This window comes from Phyllobacterium bourgognense, from assembly GCF_003337575.1.
Taxonomy (GTDB): Bacteria; Pseudomonadota; Alphaproteobacteria; order Rhizobiales; family Rhizobiaceae; genus Phyllobacterium; species Phyllobacterium bourgognense.
This window is the reverse complement of the sequence record NZ_QPJM01000011.1, coordinates 62,036-75,452: the sequence shown is the minus strand read 5'-3', so window position 1 is coordinate 75,452 and position 13,417 is coordinate 62,036. Positions and strand designations below refer to the sequence as shown.

Below are 13,417 nucleotides of genomic sequence, written 5' to 3'. Positions count from 1 at the left end.
CTCCTTGCACACCAGACGCTTGCACGCCTCAGAGCAAAGATATTACGATGTTCGTATTATTCAACCCTCGGAATAGGCGATTTTTTCGATCATTGCTATGAAGCTGTCCCTTTCATCAGGCTCAAGCCGTTCCAGCATCATGAGGAACATCTTGTGATGCGCTAGTTCTTGAGCGGCCACGTGGGCTTCACCCGCCTTTGAAAGACGAAGCGCAACCGCGCGCCGGTCACCTTCCGGGCGGTGTCGTTCCAAAAGTCCCCGCTTGACGAGGCGGTCGGTTGCCGAAGATATAGTAGTCATGGCAACGCGCAGGAAGCGGGCCACATCTGTCGGCCCGCACCCCGGATGTTTTCCGACATATAATAGCGTTTGCGTGTCGACCTCGGTCAACGCCCGCTCCAGACCGCCTGTATCCGTCATCTTGTATCGGCGCGAAAAGGTTTCGAGCGCGGCGCCGAGCGCTGCAATTTGTAAATTAGTTGGTATGGTCATTGGCATTAAATAGCTTACCGCGACTACTGATGGCTAGACATCTTATCGGACCATCGACCTTACCTTGGCAAGCGTCACAAACCGCCATAGCGAGTCTTGCTATCTCAGCAAATTAAACGCGGTGTAGTCTCGAAGTGCGTAATCTAAAAGAACTACTCCCTATTTATTACCTGCGTGATCGGGTGTGTAATGGTAGTATGGAGGGGTTAATTTGAATTAATAATTTGCTTAGTAGGTTTTCGGGGGGTGACGATGAGTTGCAAGCGAAAAATGCGCCTCCGCCTAGGGGCCAGTTTTGCTTTTCTCGGCGTATTTTTTGCCGTACCTCAACTTGGCCATGCCACGCCGCCGCCTCCAGAGCCTGGAATGCCGGTGGCAGGCGAGGGTTTGCAAGATGTACGGACCCAATCAATTGAATCCTTTTCAGTGCGGCGTGGCTTAAGGCCCCGGGTGCAAGCTGCCCAGATGTCGCGACAAAGGATCGTCAATCTCCCTCCCGGGCTGGCGATGGTTGCTCCCATTGTTGGATCATCGGTGGAGGGATCCGTGGAAGTCCCGATAATTGCCATCCAATTCTCAAACACAGCAGGCCCCCCTTATCCCGCTGCCAATCTACAAGCGGAGCTTTTCGACGGGCCGTGGCCAAGCGGAACGATGGGCGACCATTATCGAGAGATGTCGCTCGGCAAGTTTACGGTGTCCGGCGAAGTTTTAGATTGGTTCAGACTTTCAAACACTGACTCATTTTATTCCGGTCCTTTGGGCTGCAACGGCCTTTGTTCGAATGCCCGGGTCGGAGATATGCTTGTCTCGGCCCTCAACCACGCCGACCAGAACGTAGATTTCAGCCGTTTCGACAATGACGGGCCGGATAACCTTCCGAATTCTGGAGATGACGACGGTTTTGTGGACTTCGTCGCATTTGTGCATCCGGAAAGTGGTGGCGAATGCAATGACGCTGGAAACGATAACATATGGTCACATCGATTTTCTATACTATCGTTGACCGGGTCTAACTATGAAACAGCTGATCCTGGCAAGTTGGGATCCAACATCCTGGTCGACGACTACGTGATAATGCCCGCGTTTGCCTGTGACCGAACCACCATGATTGAGATTGGTGTTTTTTCCCATGAATTTGGTCACGCCTTTGGTTTGCCGGACCTATATGATACTCGCAAACCCGTTGAATCGGCCGGAATTGGCGGCTGGGGACTGATGGCATCGGGGTCTTGGGGCGGCGATGGCAGCACGACGCCGCAGACACCTTCCCATATGGAGGCTTGGTCAAAGGAATTCTTGGGATGGGTGTCGCCCAGAGTTGTCGACAGGGATCAGCTAGGTGTCCAGATTCGACCAGTGGAAAAAACCGGCGACGTGGTCCGCGTTGACTACACCGATGCAGCCGATCCCGAAGACAAAAAATACCTGTTGCTTGAATATCGAGCAAAGGAAGGGTTCGACAGATCCATCAAGGGAGCTGGCCTTCTGGTCACCGAAGTCAATAATGTTCAAGTGCAGTCGGGCTTGGTCAATAACACAGTCAATGACAGCGCTCTGGATATGGGGATCAACGTCATCGAGGCGGATGGCGCACGGAATCTTGACCGGAACCAGAATCGATCGGACGAGGGCGATGTTTTTCCTGGAAGTGGGAACATAGCAAGTGCCGACATCTCTCATGTTGAGAAGATCGCAGCGGCGTTGTGCAATATAGTTCAAACGCCAAATCATATCACGCTTGATATCTTTGTGACCCGGACAACGTGTCCCGGATCGCTTCAACCCGCCTCAATCTCTCCTTCATCAATGACACGGGACAGCGTGGCGATTGGTCAGGAAGTAGTTGTAAAGGGCGTCCTTTACAACAAAGGGTCAAACTACTTCACGGATCGGCAACTTGTTGTGACGGGAGAGGGATCGGCGGGAACAGAGTTGCCGGTAACGTCGCCTGCACCATTAGAAGTTCAACCTGGCGCATCCGAGCCATCACCTGATCAAAAACCACACCCCAATCTTTCCGACCTTGTTGGCAAGAAGGTGCTCTTGAGGGGCCGGCTGCAGAGGGAAACAGTCAAAGGTAAAGGGCTGACGGACGTCTTCGTCGTAGATGAATTCAAGGTCGCAGAATAGGAGCTTACTGCCGGGACAATCCGGCTCCAATCGAGAGGGAAAAATCATGAAAACATTGACAAAGCTGCTCACAGCATTGCTGGCAACATGTTTTGCATCCACTGCACACTCCGATCGTTCGAACCTTTGCCGAGAAGAAAACGGCAAATTCATCCTCGACTTCAGTGTCAAGCCGAGCCTCGTCGTTCACTCCGACGCTATACTCGACAAGACCTTCAATGATGTTGGGATTGCTGGCGGGGCACCGGATGAAACCGTTTTCTCCCTAACCCACACGCTGGGACAAATTTTGCAGAGTTCGGGAGCTCCAAACACTGCAGCGTCACGCGATGCGTTTCTCCAAACAATGCTCACTTCGTTTCCGTCGGTCGATGGCGTTGCCCTGAACAGTGACGCAGGGATCCTAATGCCTTTCGAAGGACGCCTGGAACGTAACTTGGTAGCTGCGGACTTGCTGAATGAAAACGGTTCCGCCGCTGGTATGAGGCCGTTGGCTCTGTTTAATCGTTTCGATCTGGCACCTGCGAATTGGAGCCATTGTGGCGAGCATCGCATTGTATACGGCAAGAAGAATCCAGGTTTCCAAGATCGGTTTCTCCTGATTTTCGAAGCAATGGTGCCAAATCCGAAGCCCGAACTGGGTGAGGCTGGCTGCAGGCCCGTTGCCGAATTCTGGGCCAAACTGAGCAGTCCCACGGCAGGCGATGACACCCAAAAAGCCAAACGACTGGCTGCCTTCTATTATGAAGGAAAGACGGATCCGACCTTAGCGAAGGCAGATTTGCTAGGCCCGGTCGTGCACTACAAGAATTATGGTGGGGACGGATCACGGGGGCAAGTGCGAGGCAACCTGTTTATGCAACAACCTTGGCAGCTGCGAGAATGGTTGACGCAGCCAACGTTCGATCCGAACGGTCCGGCGCTAGCTTTTGTCGTTGATACGGTAAAGAACAATCCGCTCTCCGAACTTTATAAGGACGATCTTACCGGCGACCCGGTCATGAGCAGCAACGTCGGCGCGGCGGTGACTGTTTTGCATGGCGATTTTGTGCAAGCTCTTGCCACGGGAATACGAGACAATCTGATGTCCGAAGAGTCCCAGAACCATCAAAGCCTTGCAAAGGGAGTTAAAGACTTTGATCTAGGCGTTGGCGACACACTCGAGGTCTCGGAAGCGAAAGTGCTTCTCAACACGATAGGACTTGGCAACGACAGCCGTTTCAACGAACATCAAAGCACTTCCCAAGAGGGTTTTGGGGGCAAAATAGACGCACCGACGACACATGCGGGACCTGGATCAAAGCTGCGCACCATGCTGGATCAACTTAGCAAGCAACCGACGCCCATTCTGAATCCGCAAACCGGCGAGATTATCTTGAACCGGGCACAAGCATCAACTTGTGCCGGATGCCATATGACCTCTCCGGGCAAGACCGTAAGGCAAAATCCGGACACCAGTGCTGTCCAGTGGCCCGACGTCGTTACGGGGGGCTTCGTTCACGTGCATGAGGCGACCCGTGAACTCTCGCCAGCTCTCGAGACCAGTTTTCTGCCATTTCGCCGCTATTTGATGGGGCGTCACCTCTGCGACGTGACTCAGCCCACTGCTCCGTCCGCGGTTGCAGCTGCGACCACGGCGGCACCAGTTGGAACTGAAGCCACAACCGCGAGTGTGCGGTTCACCGACGACATCGTACGCGATGCTTTGGTAGAATCCGCTACCGGATCGGCGGCCGCCGCACCAGCGCCCGCCCCAGGTGTCGACGATGCCAACCTGTTGGCTCAAGCCACGGCGAACCTGAACGACGCGCAGCGGGAGGCGTTGCGACAGACTCTGGCGCGGGAGATCGGCAGCATGCGGCGCATCGAAGAAAACTCGCCGGGAGCCTTTGTCGAGGTCCGCCGGTCGCATTGATTTGAATGCCTAACTGGGGACGGCAATGAGTCGTCCTCCTTCTCTAGAGCACAATACATCGATTTGCACAGACGTCGAACGCGCGCGTTGGGCTGGCAGCTTCCTTGCGCCAAGATAACATCGCTGAGCGCACTTACTTCGCACGTGTTTGTCTGCGCGGCTGACGGGTCCAAAGCAGCCATCTATCTGTGCAGTGTGACCCTTCTGTTACCGATCAAAAGTGGATAGGACCCGAGATGACCTGGAAGCGGGGACACCGGTCAACGTCGATTGTGAGAAGATGGCTCCGCTAGAGCAGCGCGGACGGGGTCTGAAGCACAGGTTGCCCGCCGCGCCGCGGCAAAAGCATCGCGGATCCGGAGGACTAGCGAGCCCGGGTAGGGGCGATGATTATACGATTGAAGTCGCACTCACGTATAATCCCGACTTTCAGGTTAGAGGTCCAATGGTAACATTGGCGCCGATGCGACCCGTCCTGAGGAGCACGTTGTCAGCTTGTGCGCCACGAGTTGCGCGACGCAAGGTAGCTGCAATGCGAGGCGCGTATTATGCGAAGGTGCACGACCTTCGATGGCTTGAAGCCGAAGTGAGGCCGGTCTGGGCACGGCATATCGACATGGGGTGTAATCGTGAGAGTATTGATTGTCGAGGACGAGGCAGAATTTGCAAACACGCTGCAAATTGCGCTCGAGCGAGAGCGCTTCATTGTCGATCAGGCGGACCGCATATCGATGGCGCAGGAAGCAGCCATGTCCGGATCTTATGATCTGGTGTTGCTCGATCGCACGCTGCCGGATGGCGATGGGCTGTCGCTCCTTCCGATATTGCGTGAAACCCATCCCGGTCTTCCGGTCATCGTGTTAAGCGCGCGCGGCGAAGTGATCGACCGTATTACTGGCCTCGATCGAGGCGCTGACGACTATCTCATCAAGCCGTTTGATGTAGACGAGATGTTTGCCCGCATCCGCGCGGTACGGCGGCGTCCCGCGGAGTTGGGGAGCGAGGAAATCCATGTCGGCGCGCTTGTGTTCGACGTTACGAATGACGAGGCGAGCGTCGGAGGTGTCAGGCTTGATCTTACCCGCCGAGAGTTGCGCGTTCTGACGGTGCTCGTGAAACGTCGCGGTAGAACGGTCCTGAGAGAATCTCTCGAGCAGGCAGTCTATGGTTTTGACGATGAGGTGCAGTCGAACACGCTGGATTCCCACATCTCGCGTCTTCGCCGCAAGCTCACTGAGGCGAGTGCGCAGGTTGAGATCCACGCCATCAAGGGTGTCGGCTACCTGTTGAAAGATCTGTCATGAAGCGAGGTTCGCCTTCGCTGAAGCGCCCGCTGATCGTCAAGCCGCTGATCTTCCAGCTTGCGACCTTGCTCATCGCGTGCACGTTCTTCATGGCTTTGGCACTTCGCATGGACAGCGGCGGCCTCTACACGGACGAGGCAATTACGCCGGTGATCGCGCGCGCGATCGTCCGTGATCAGAACGGGAATCTCTCCGTTCGCGAGACGCCAGAACTGGCCGAGCTTCGTAAGAAATCTCCCGATCTCTGGTTTGTGGCCGAGGACGATTCCGGCCAGAACGTGACGTCGGGCGGCGTACCGTCGCAATATGCATCGCTTTTGGGGAGGTTGGGTGATTTGTCCTACGCGCACCTGCGCGATCGGTCGCCGCCTTACCGCTTGTCGGCCGTCATCCGGCGAGAGGTCGCTCCAGCTGGAATCTTGACGATTCTTGGACATGGCAAGCTGACCGGCGTCAGTCTCGTCGTTCTTCTTGCGTCGAATTTAATTGTCATCCCCATCTTCATCGCATTGGCGCTGATCTCGCTGCTCGTGACGCCGTGGATCGTTCGGCAAGCGCTCGCCGGTGTATCCAGGATCGCCGAGGAGGCCGAGCAGATCGACGCGAACCGGCGTGGGCGACGGCTGAGCGAGGAGCATGTACCAACTGAGATTGCGCCGCTGGTGCGAGCCGTGAACGACGCCCTGCGGAGGCTTGACGAGGGCTATGAACGGCAGCGGCGGTTCATCGCCTCCGCCGCGCACGAGCTGCGCACGCCCATCGCCATCCTGCGCTTGAAAGTGGATACCGCGGTTGAGCCGGCCACGCGCAAGCTGAGCGGCGATGTGGCACGACTGAGCAATCTCGCCGAGCAGATGCTCGATATTCAGCGGTTGGATGCCGACAGAAGCGACGAAAGCGTCGATCTTGGAGCACTCGCCCGTCGTGTCGCGGCGGATCTGGCACCGCTACTGATTGCATCAGAGCGCACCATCGAGGTGCGAATCGAAGGCACGTCATCGCTTCGCGGTGATGCGGGTGCGATTGAGCGGGTGATGACAAATCTCGTCCAGAACGCAATCGAGCACGGCGGGCGTCATGTCATTCTGCGCGTCCTGGAAACAGGCTTCGAGGTGGAGGATGATGGTCCGGGCATACCGCCCAAGGAGCGTGAGCGCGTATTCGAACCGTTCCACCGCCTGCGACCACGTTCGACGGGGAGCGGACTCGGCCTCAACCTCGTGCAGCAGATAATTGAGCGGCACGATGGCCGCGTGTCGATCTTGGGCGCGCCCGGCGACGGCACGATCGTGCGTGCAGAATTTGCTTCGCGCTAACGCTTTTGTGCGTCAGCCCATGTTCTCGCAATCTTGCCCTGCTTTTCTAACGGGGTCGCCAATGACGGCGCCGAAAGGAGACCAAGGACATGACAAGACAAAATCCTATCAGTCGGTATCGACCTGCCTTGATAGCGCTCGCCGCGCTTCTGGGCACTGGCATCGCGGGCAGCGCATCCGCGATCGATTGGGGTCGCGAAGCCCACCGGGAAGACAGCAGAACCTGCGAGCGTTTCGGTGCGGTTCAGGGCAGGGAGTACACGCGGTGCATGATTGAACAGCAGCGCCGCCGCGACGACGCGTTGCTCAACGCTTCCGAGCAGCAGCGAAACAACGCTGAAGCCGCGCGGAACAATGTGGAGACAGTCCGCAGGATGCGCTGCAATCGCGAAGCCGAGCGCGCGCGCGACCGCGGCGAACGTCCTCGGTGGTGCCGATGATCTCCCGGCGGCGGTTCGGGAAAGCAATCTGCGTGTTCGCCGTGTTGGCGGGTACACAGAGAGTCTGCGTCGCGGGTGGGAGTACGGCGAAAGTCTCTTTGCCCGACCCGGACGCGCTCCAGATCGCCTATCCCAAGACAAAGCGCGGTACGGTGACTGAAAGTCAGTTCGGCGTATCTGTTCCAGACCCTTGTCGTTGGCTCGAAGGGGATCCCCGCACCGACAAGATTGTCGCAGCATGGATCGACGGGCAGCAGCGCTTGACGACAGACTATCTCTCCAACCTTCCCGGCCGGGACGTCGTCCGCCGATCGCTCGCCTCGACCTATGACTATGAGCGCCTCGGCATTCCGCAGAAGAGCGGGGACCGCTACTTCTTCACGCGCAAAGCGGGCAATCAGAACCAGCCAGTGCTGGTCATGCGCGACGCCGACGGCGCCGAGCGCATTCTGATCGGTCCCGCGATAACCGGGTTGTTTGGTCGTGCGATGCTGATCATTGGACCGGCATGGGCTATAAACTCTCGTGGTCAGGGATTAGAGGTGGCAGTCGTTGTTCATACCATGTACGACACCCTGTCCTTCTTGCTTGCCAAGGCGTTGCGCACCGATCTTTCGCAAAGGAGTGAGCGTTCTGCAGGCGCCGCGAACATCGCGGCGCTCGTTCCAATCGTTGTCGTCGCCGTAGCGACAGGCATCGTCTGGTACAAACGCGATGATTTGGCCCATTGTGTACTCCGCATCATCGAAATGAACGGGGCGATGCATCAAACATTCACCGTCGCCGGCCAAAAGAACTTCGGCAGCTGGCGTCATCACCATAACATAAATTCACCTGCGCAAGCGCATGGACGAGCTATTTACTTAGGAGGGATTGGTATTGCACGAACAGAAGCCAGACAAATTTAATATGGATGCCGGTGCATACAAACTGGCGATTAACGCAGTTATTCAGGCCCTCGTCGAACACGCAAGCGATGCAAATCCAGAGTTGCGCGGCCGCATTACTTTGGCGATGGAAGCTTACATAACAAAGCTCAACCCACAGTCGGAGCGCGAGGAAGACTTTGCAGAAAGGGCCCGAGGTTACGTCGCATTGCTTGTCCGACCAACCTCCTGATGACCCTGGCGCTCGAAGGCTGCTGGTTGAAAAGTATAATTCCTGATGGAGCGTCGGACTACGCCTACGAGAAGGTCGAGATCGTCCGGTTCATTGGGTAGTTGCCCCGCGGGGGCGCTGTACGCCGGAGGCTGACAGTGAGCGCATCAACCTGCTGCTACCGTTTCGAGGCGCTAAAAGCTGCCCTTCGCCTAGTTACGCGACGTCGTCCGACGACGTCGAGACCTGCGGCAATGGTTTTAGGCATTTGTGCGTGGCTTAACTGGCCACTCCTTTCGACCTTTCCGGAAAGCGGGTTGTCATCGCATCTAAGAAGGTGCGAAGCGCGGGCGCCATCTGGCGCTGCAGTTAAGCCGAGTGAGCTCTTTCGAATAGTTGCTGATCGGCAAGCCAAACCTGATGGATTTTGTCATCTTAGTGTTGACCAAATGCAATACTCAAATGGTCAGGACGCTTTCAGTGTTCGGGGCGTCTGAACGAGGCGCTTCAGTTGATTTCGAGATACGAATTCGATGATCATCTGTGCCAAGCGATCAATCTTCCATCGTTGGCAACGACTCCTGTCGAGACCCAATTCCAGGAGCCGAGTTCATCCGTAATCAAGGGATTCCAAATTCATTGGACGGCCATCGGCTACGGCAGCGGCAAGACGACCTGATCCAAATCTCGGGTCATGAGTAATCTCGCGCCCTGCCCAGTCCGGCAAGGTAAGTGTGAAACTCTCAAAGGGAAGTTCGACGTCTGCCGTGACCAGTCCTTCGAAGATGCCAGCATATTCGTCTATCTGCCACGTAAGACCAGCCATATCGGCCTGGTACCGGCATTTTTCTAATCCTGGCCCACTGGAAAACTCATCGACGATTGCCCTTGCGTCAGCCTCCGGGAGTGGCATGTGATACTCGCTGCGGGTGAGGCCGCGCCTTGGGCCCTTCAAAGTCATGGTCGGTAGGTCGTCGCAGAAGAGGATCCGCATCTTTCCACCGTCGAAGTTGGCAATCAGATAATCGACGATCTGGAGCCCAGGTCTCGCCGACTCTCGCCATCCATCCTTAATAACAAGGAATTTCCGCTCAATCTCCAAAGCCATGTTCAATCCAAACCATAACACGTTGCGATTAACCTCGCGGGCCAGTTCCGTCAGGTATCGGGCGGAACTCAGTCCCTCGGGCGGAACTCATACAATAGTTGCAGCGTTGTCAGGACGCTATGAAGGAGAGATGCAATGGGAAAAAAAAGCAAGGCTGTACCCAAACGTGTCGCCGGCATGAAGGTCCCAAAGTCGGTGCGAAAGTCAAAAATGCTGCGCGGTCTTTTGAGTAATCCCGTTGGACGCGAGGTGCTGGCCAATGCTCTGACTGCCGGCGCGGCTGCGGCAGCTGCGGTACTTATTGAAGAGCGGAAGGAAATCGCTGATGCCGGCAAACACGGCTTAAAAAAAGGGGGCCAAACGCTGGGCATCGCGACACGGGCAGTCCAAAGCGGGACCAGCGCCGCAATGGGCGCAATCGGAGATACTGCCCACTCCATGCTGCCAAAGAAAGTACGCAAAGGAAAAAAGTTCAACTTGGACAAGGTCACGCAGCATTAGCGAAGGAGACCGCAACGTCCGTCCCTGAGGCGCGGAGCGGGCTTCCGCTTTTCCTCGAACGATACCTATTGGAGGGCTCCGGCACCTCGGTATTAGCGCGCATGAAGGCGGCGGGAACACTTCGCGCCCTTGGAGTGCTAGTCCGGAAATATCCGAAGGCGACGATTCACTCTCTTGCGGCTGGAATCTGGCAAGCAGGGAAGGTCGGTTTCAGCGATATTGGCAGACTCATCCGGCGAAAATCTAGCGCGTCCTTCCCTCAACGATATAAGACCCTAACTCTGCCGCCCATGCGGATCGTAAAGAAGTCGAAATGGTATTCGGTGCGAGCAAGCCGCCATCGAGCCAGCCGCGGCAGACATGTTCCCACGGTTGATGGCTCCCAACATAGCCCCCCCGAATAGGTCAAGTTCGATGCTTGTAAAGCGTTGAGGTCGCGTGCGCTTGGAGGAGCCAAGGGCTGTAGCACGTCGTCAACCATCAAGGCGAGCGGATCATTGATTTCGGGCGCGGATCAGCCGTACGCGAAAGCTCACGAGCTAGCTCCAGAAAAGCTCTCACGCCGGCCGATAGATTTCGGCGTCCCGGATAGTACAGGCAAAGCCCAGGATAAGACGGCGTCCAGTCCGCCAACACACGAATGACCTGTCCCACATCGATCTCTGGAAAAATGTCTTGCTCAAAGAGGTAGCCCAAGCCGGCGCCATCAAGCACCGCAGTTCGCGTGAGGCTGGCCTCATCTAGCGTGATCTGCCCGCGAACGTCTATCTGAACTTGCTCGCCGCCCTTCTCAAACCGCCAGCGAAACAAAGAGCCGTCAGGCAGACGAACGCGAATGCAACTGTGAGTGAGAAGATCAGGGGGGGCCATCGGTATCCCGTGCTTTTCGATGTATTCCGGGGATCCTACGACAGCATGTCGTTGGGGCCTGCCGAGCGAAACGGCAATCATGTCGCTAGGAACAAGGCCTTCCACTCTAACGCCCAGATCGAACCCGTCCTTAACGATATCCACCATCTTACCTTCGGTGACGATATCGACATTCATGTCGGGATAGCGGCGCAGGAATTCAAGCACGAGCGGTTTGGTGATCGAGCGCGCCGCAAACGGCGCTGCGTTGATCCGTATCGTGCCTGAAGGCGTCTCACGTTGCTCGCGCACCGACCCCAGTGCTGCATGCAGATCCTGAAGCGATGGAGCGACCTGCTGCATAAAAAGCCGTCCAGCGTCCGTCAGGGAGACGCTTCGCGTGGTGCGATTGAACAGTCGCACGCCCAGCGCAGTCTCGAGTCTGCCGATCGTGTGGCTCAGTGCCGTGGTCGACAACCCTAGATCGATGGATGCTGCGCGGAATGTCCCGCGCCGTGCGATCGCAATGGCAGCTTCAAGTTCTTTCAGTGTCGCCTGATCCATTGTCCCGTTCCATTCATCACGTCATACCGTTTCGTCCCCCTTATTCCTACAATTGTCCAGTGCTAAATGTCATTCCGAGCAAAGGAGGACGATCATGACACTACGACTACCCAAGCCCATAGCGGACTATGTCGAGGCTAATGCACAGCTCAATGTGGACGGCATGCTGAAGCCTTTCGCTAACGATACTGTGGTCCTGGACAACGGTGGCCGTCACGAAGGCCACGCCGAGCTGCGGACCTTGTTCGAAGAGGCAGTGATTCCCGCCAAGGCGATCTTTACGCCGGATGGCGTTCGTCACGAGGATGATCAGGTCGTGGTCGAGGGACCTGCCCACGGCGACTTCAAAGGCAGCCCGATCCGCTTCACCTACCGGTTCACGCTCGAGAACGACAGCATCAAAGCATTGGAGATCACTGCATGAACATCAAAGCTGATCCGACCGAGTTTGCAGGAAAGCGCGTGCTTATCAGCGGTGGCACCAAAGGTGCTGGTCGCGCCACTGTCGACCGTTTCCTGGCTGGCGGCGCCCAAGTAATCACCGCCGCTCGGGGAGCACCGAAACCCATTGACGGGGTCGAGTTTGTACAGGCGGACCTTACGACGGCCGAGGGCGGGGAAAATTTTGCCAAGGCCGCGCTCGAGCGCTTGGGCGGAATCGATATTCTGGCTCACGTTATTGGCGGATCATCGACACCGGGCGGCGGTTTCGTTGCCCTGACAGATGACCACTGGCTGGCAGAAATGAACCTAAACCTTCTGGCCACGGTCCGCCTTGATCGTTTGGTGATTCCTCAGATGATCGCACGGGGCAGCGGCGCGGTGGTGCACGTCACTTCCATTCAGTCCGTCCTTCCCCTGCCAGAGGCGACCACCGCCTACGCTTCCGCCAAGGCCGCGCTCAAGACCTACAGCAAGTCCATCTCCAAGGAGCTTGGGCCGAAAGGCGTACGGGTCAATGTGGTTTCCCCCGGCTGGATCATGACAGAGTCATCCCAGGACTTGCTCAAACGTCTGCAGGCCGCCAATGGCGGTACGATCGAGGACGCGCGGCAAGTCGTTCTTGACAGCCTGGGCGGTATCCCGATTGGGCGTCCAGCCGATCCCGATGAGGTCGCCGACCTCATCGCCTACCTGGCCTCGGATCGAGCTGCTGCGATCCACGGCGCCGAGTTCGTCATAGACGGCGGCACTGTTCCGACGGTCTGATATCACGTCACCATCTTGGTCAGGCGGGTGTGTCCCACCCGCCGATCTGGGAATAAATCGCATTGCGAAGATAGCGAACGTCGCGGTTCAGGGTGGCCAATTGCTGCGGCGTCTGGGTCGAAGCTGCCAGCAAGGTATCGCTAAGACAGCCGGCCTTGTGCTGCAAGGCACGTCCTTTGTCAGTCAACCCGATAACCACCTGCCGCTCGTTGCTCAGGTTTCTGGTCCTGCGCAGCAGGCCACATGTCTCGAGCCGCTTCAGCAACGGCGTCAGCGTGCTGGATTCCAAGGCAAGGGCATTAGCAAGGGCGCCGACCGTTTGCCCGTCGCTACTCCACAACACGTTGAGCACGAGATACTGCGGATAGGTTAGGCCCAACTTGTTGAGAAGAGGCTTGTAAGCGCGCTGGATAGCGATGCCGGCCGTATAGATTGCGTAGCACAACTGGTCGTGCAGGGGAGGCGGGTCGTTAGGGGGGTGGGTCATT

14 protein-coding genes are annotated in these 13,417 nt (G+C 56.9%); 10 read left to right on the top strand and 4 right to left on the bottom strand.

Annotated elements, in window-relative coordinates:
- Positions 1-60 precede the first annotated feature (60 nt).
- Positions 61-492 carry a MarR family winged helix-turn-helix transcriptional regulator gene (locus tag C7476_RS18275; protein ID WP_114431314.1) on the bottom strand — a complete coding sequence of 144 codons (432 nt, stop codon included), beginning with the start codon at positions 490-492 and terminating at the stop codon, positions 61-63.
- A gap of 252 nt (positions 493-744) precedes the next feature.
- Here C7476_RS18275 and C7476_RS18270 point away from each other — a divergent pair, with 252 nt between their 5' ends.
- The 7 genes from C7476_RS18270 to C7476_RS18240 all read left to right on the top strand — a co-directional run bounded on the left by C7476_RS18270 (position 745) and on the right by C7476_RS18240 (position 8,719).
- Positions 745-2,625: a M6 family metalloprotease domain-containing protein gene (locus C7476_RS18270; protein ID WP_114431313.1), complete on the top strand. Its 1,881-nt coding sequence runs from the start codon at positions 745-747 to the stop codon at positions 2,623-2,625.
- A gap of 46 nt (positions 2,626-2,671) precedes the next feature.
- The gene (locus C7476_RS18265) at positions 2,672-4,540 is read left to right on the top strand and encodes a hypothetical protein (RefSeq protein WP_114431312.1); all 1,869 of its coding nucleotides are present in this window, start codon (positions 2,672-2,674) and stop codon (positions 4,538-4,540) included.
- Between the two features lie 629 nt (positions 4,541-5,169).
- Positions 5,170-5,844 carry a response regulator gene (locus tag C7476_RS18260; protein WP_114431311.1) on the top strand — a complete coding sequence of 225 codons (675 nt, stop codon included), beginning with the start codon at positions 5,170-5,172 and terminating at the stop codon, positions 5,842-5,844.
- Positions 5,841-7,160 (top strand): sensor histidine kinase, encoded by a 1,320-nt coding sequence (locus tag C7476_RS18255; RefSeq protein ID WP_114431310.1) that lies wholly within the window; start codon positions 5,841-5,843, stop codon positions 7,158-7,160. The genes C7476_RS18260 and C7476_RS18255 overlap by 4 nt, the downstream gene beginning before the upstream one ends.
- 89 nt (positions 7,161-7,249) lie before the next feature.
- The gene (locus tag C7476_RS27875) at positions 7,250-7,600 is read left to right on the top strand and encodes a hypothetical protein (RefSeq protein WP_147274681.1); all 351 of its coding nucleotides are present in this window, start codon (positions 7,250-7,252) and stop codon (positions 7,598-7,600) included.
- 32 nt (positions 7,601-7,632) lie between these two features.
- The gene (locus C7476_RS18245; protein WP_245426412.1) at positions 7,633-8,508 is read left to right on the top strand and encodes a hypothetical protein; all 876 of its coding nucleotides are present in this window, start codon (positions 7,633-7,635) and stop codon (positions 8,506-8,508) included.
- Entirely contained in the window at positions 8,480-8,719 is a 240-nt protein-coding gene (locus C7476_RS18240) for a hypothetical protein (RefSeq protein ID WP_114431307.1), read from the top strand. Before C7476_RS18245 ends, C7476_RS18240 begins: the two co-directional genes overlap by 29 nt.
- A gap of 589 nt (positions 8,720-9,308) precedes the next feature.
- Here the strand turns inward: C7476_RS18240 and C7476_RS18235 are convergent.
- Complete coding sequence (locus C7476_RS18235; RefSeq protein ID WP_114431306.1) at positions 9,309-9,806, bottom strand: CYTH domain-containing protein; 498 nt, start codon at positions 9,804-9,806, stop codon at positions 9,309-9,311.
- Positions 9,807-9,941: 135 nt separating this feature from the next.
- On the opposite strand from C7476_RS18235, the gene C7476_RS18230 reads away from it, so the two are divergent.
- A complete protein-coding gene (locus tag C7476_RS18230; RefSeq protein WP_114431305.1) occupies positions 9,942-10,307 on the top strand; it encodes a hypothetical protein in 366 nt (121 codons plus the stop codon).
- A gap of 480 nt (positions 10,308-10,787) precedes the next feature.
- Here C7476_RS18230 and C7476_RS18225 read toward each other — a convergent pair whose 3' ends face one another.
- The gene (locus C7476_RS18225) at positions 10,788-11,720 is read right to left on the bottom strand and encodes a LysR family transcriptional regulator (RefSeq protein WP_114431304.1); all 933 of its coding nucleotides are present in this window, start codon (positions 11,718-11,720) and stop codon (positions 10,788-10,790) included.
- Positions 11,721-11,814: 94 nt separating this feature from the next.
- Here C7476_RS18225 and C7476_RS18220 point away from each other — a divergent pair, with 94 nt between their 5' ends.
- On the top strand, positions 11,815-12,144 hold the full coding sequence (locus C7476_RS18220) for a nuclear transport factor 2 family protein (protein ID WP_114431303.1): 330 nt from the start codon (positions 11,815-11,817) through the stop codon (positions 12,142-12,144).
- Complete coding sequence (locus C7476_RS18215) at positions 12,141-12,929, top strand: SDR family oxidoreductase (RefSeq protein ID WP_114431302.1); 789 nt, start codon at positions 12,141-12,143, stop codon at positions 12,927-12,929. Before C7476_RS18220 ends, C7476_RS18215 begins: the two co-directional genes overlap by 4 nt.
- Positions 12,930-12,948: 19 nt before the next feature.
- Here C7476_RS18215 and C7476_RS18210 read toward each other — a convergent pair whose 3' ends face one another.
- Complete coding sequence (locus C7476_RS18210) at positions 12,949-13,416, bottom strand: MarR family winged helix-turn-helix transcriptional regulator (protein WP_114431301.1); 468 nt, start codon at positions 13,414-13,416, stop codon at positions 12,949-12,951.
- Position 13,417: the final 1 nt, after the last annotated feature.

Coding starts and splice junctions, on each gene's coding strand:
- C7476_RS18275 (WP_114431314.1), bottom strand. CDS start 492: ATGACCATACCAACTAATTTACAAATTGCAGCGCTCGGCGCCGCGCTC.
- C7476_RS18270 (WP_114431313.1), top strand. CDS start 745: ATGAGTTGCAAGCGAAAAATGCGCCTCCGCCTAGGGGCCAGTTTTGCT.
- C7476_RS18265 (WP_114431312.1), top strand. CDS start 2,672: ATGAAAACATTGACAAAGCTGCTCACAGCATTGCTGGCAACATGTTTT.
- C7476_RS18255 (WP_114431310.1), top strand. CDS start 5,841: ATGAAGCGAGGTTCGCCTTCGCTGAAGCGCCCGCTGATCGTCAAGCCG.
- C7476_RS27875 (WP_147274681.1), top strand. CDS start 7,250: ATGACAAGACAAAATCCTATCAGTCGGTATCGACCTGCCTTGATAGCG.
- C7476_RS18235 (WP_114431306.1), bottom strand. CDS start 9,806: ATGGCTTTGGAGATTGAGCGGAAATTCCTTGTTATTAAGGATGGATGG.
- C7476_RS18230 (WP_114431305.1), top strand. CDS start 9,942: ATGGGAAAAAAAAGCAAGGCTGTACCCAAACGTGTCGCCGGCATGAAG.
- C7476_RS18225 (WP_114431304.1), bottom strand. CDS start 11,720: ATGGATCAGGCGACACTGAAAGAACTTGAAGCTGCCATTGCGATCGCA.
- C7476_RS18220 (WP_114431303.1), top strand. CDS start 11,815: ATGACACTACGACTACCCAAGCCCATAGCGGACTATGTCGAGGCTAAT.
- C7476_RS18215 (WP_114431302.1), top strand. CDS start 12,141: ATGAACATCAAAGCTGATCCGACCGAGTTTGCAGGAAAGCGCGTGCTT.
- C7476_RS18210 (WP_114431301.1), bottom strand. CDS start 13,416: ATGACCCACCCCCCTAACGACCCGCCTCCCCTGCACGACCAGTTGTGC.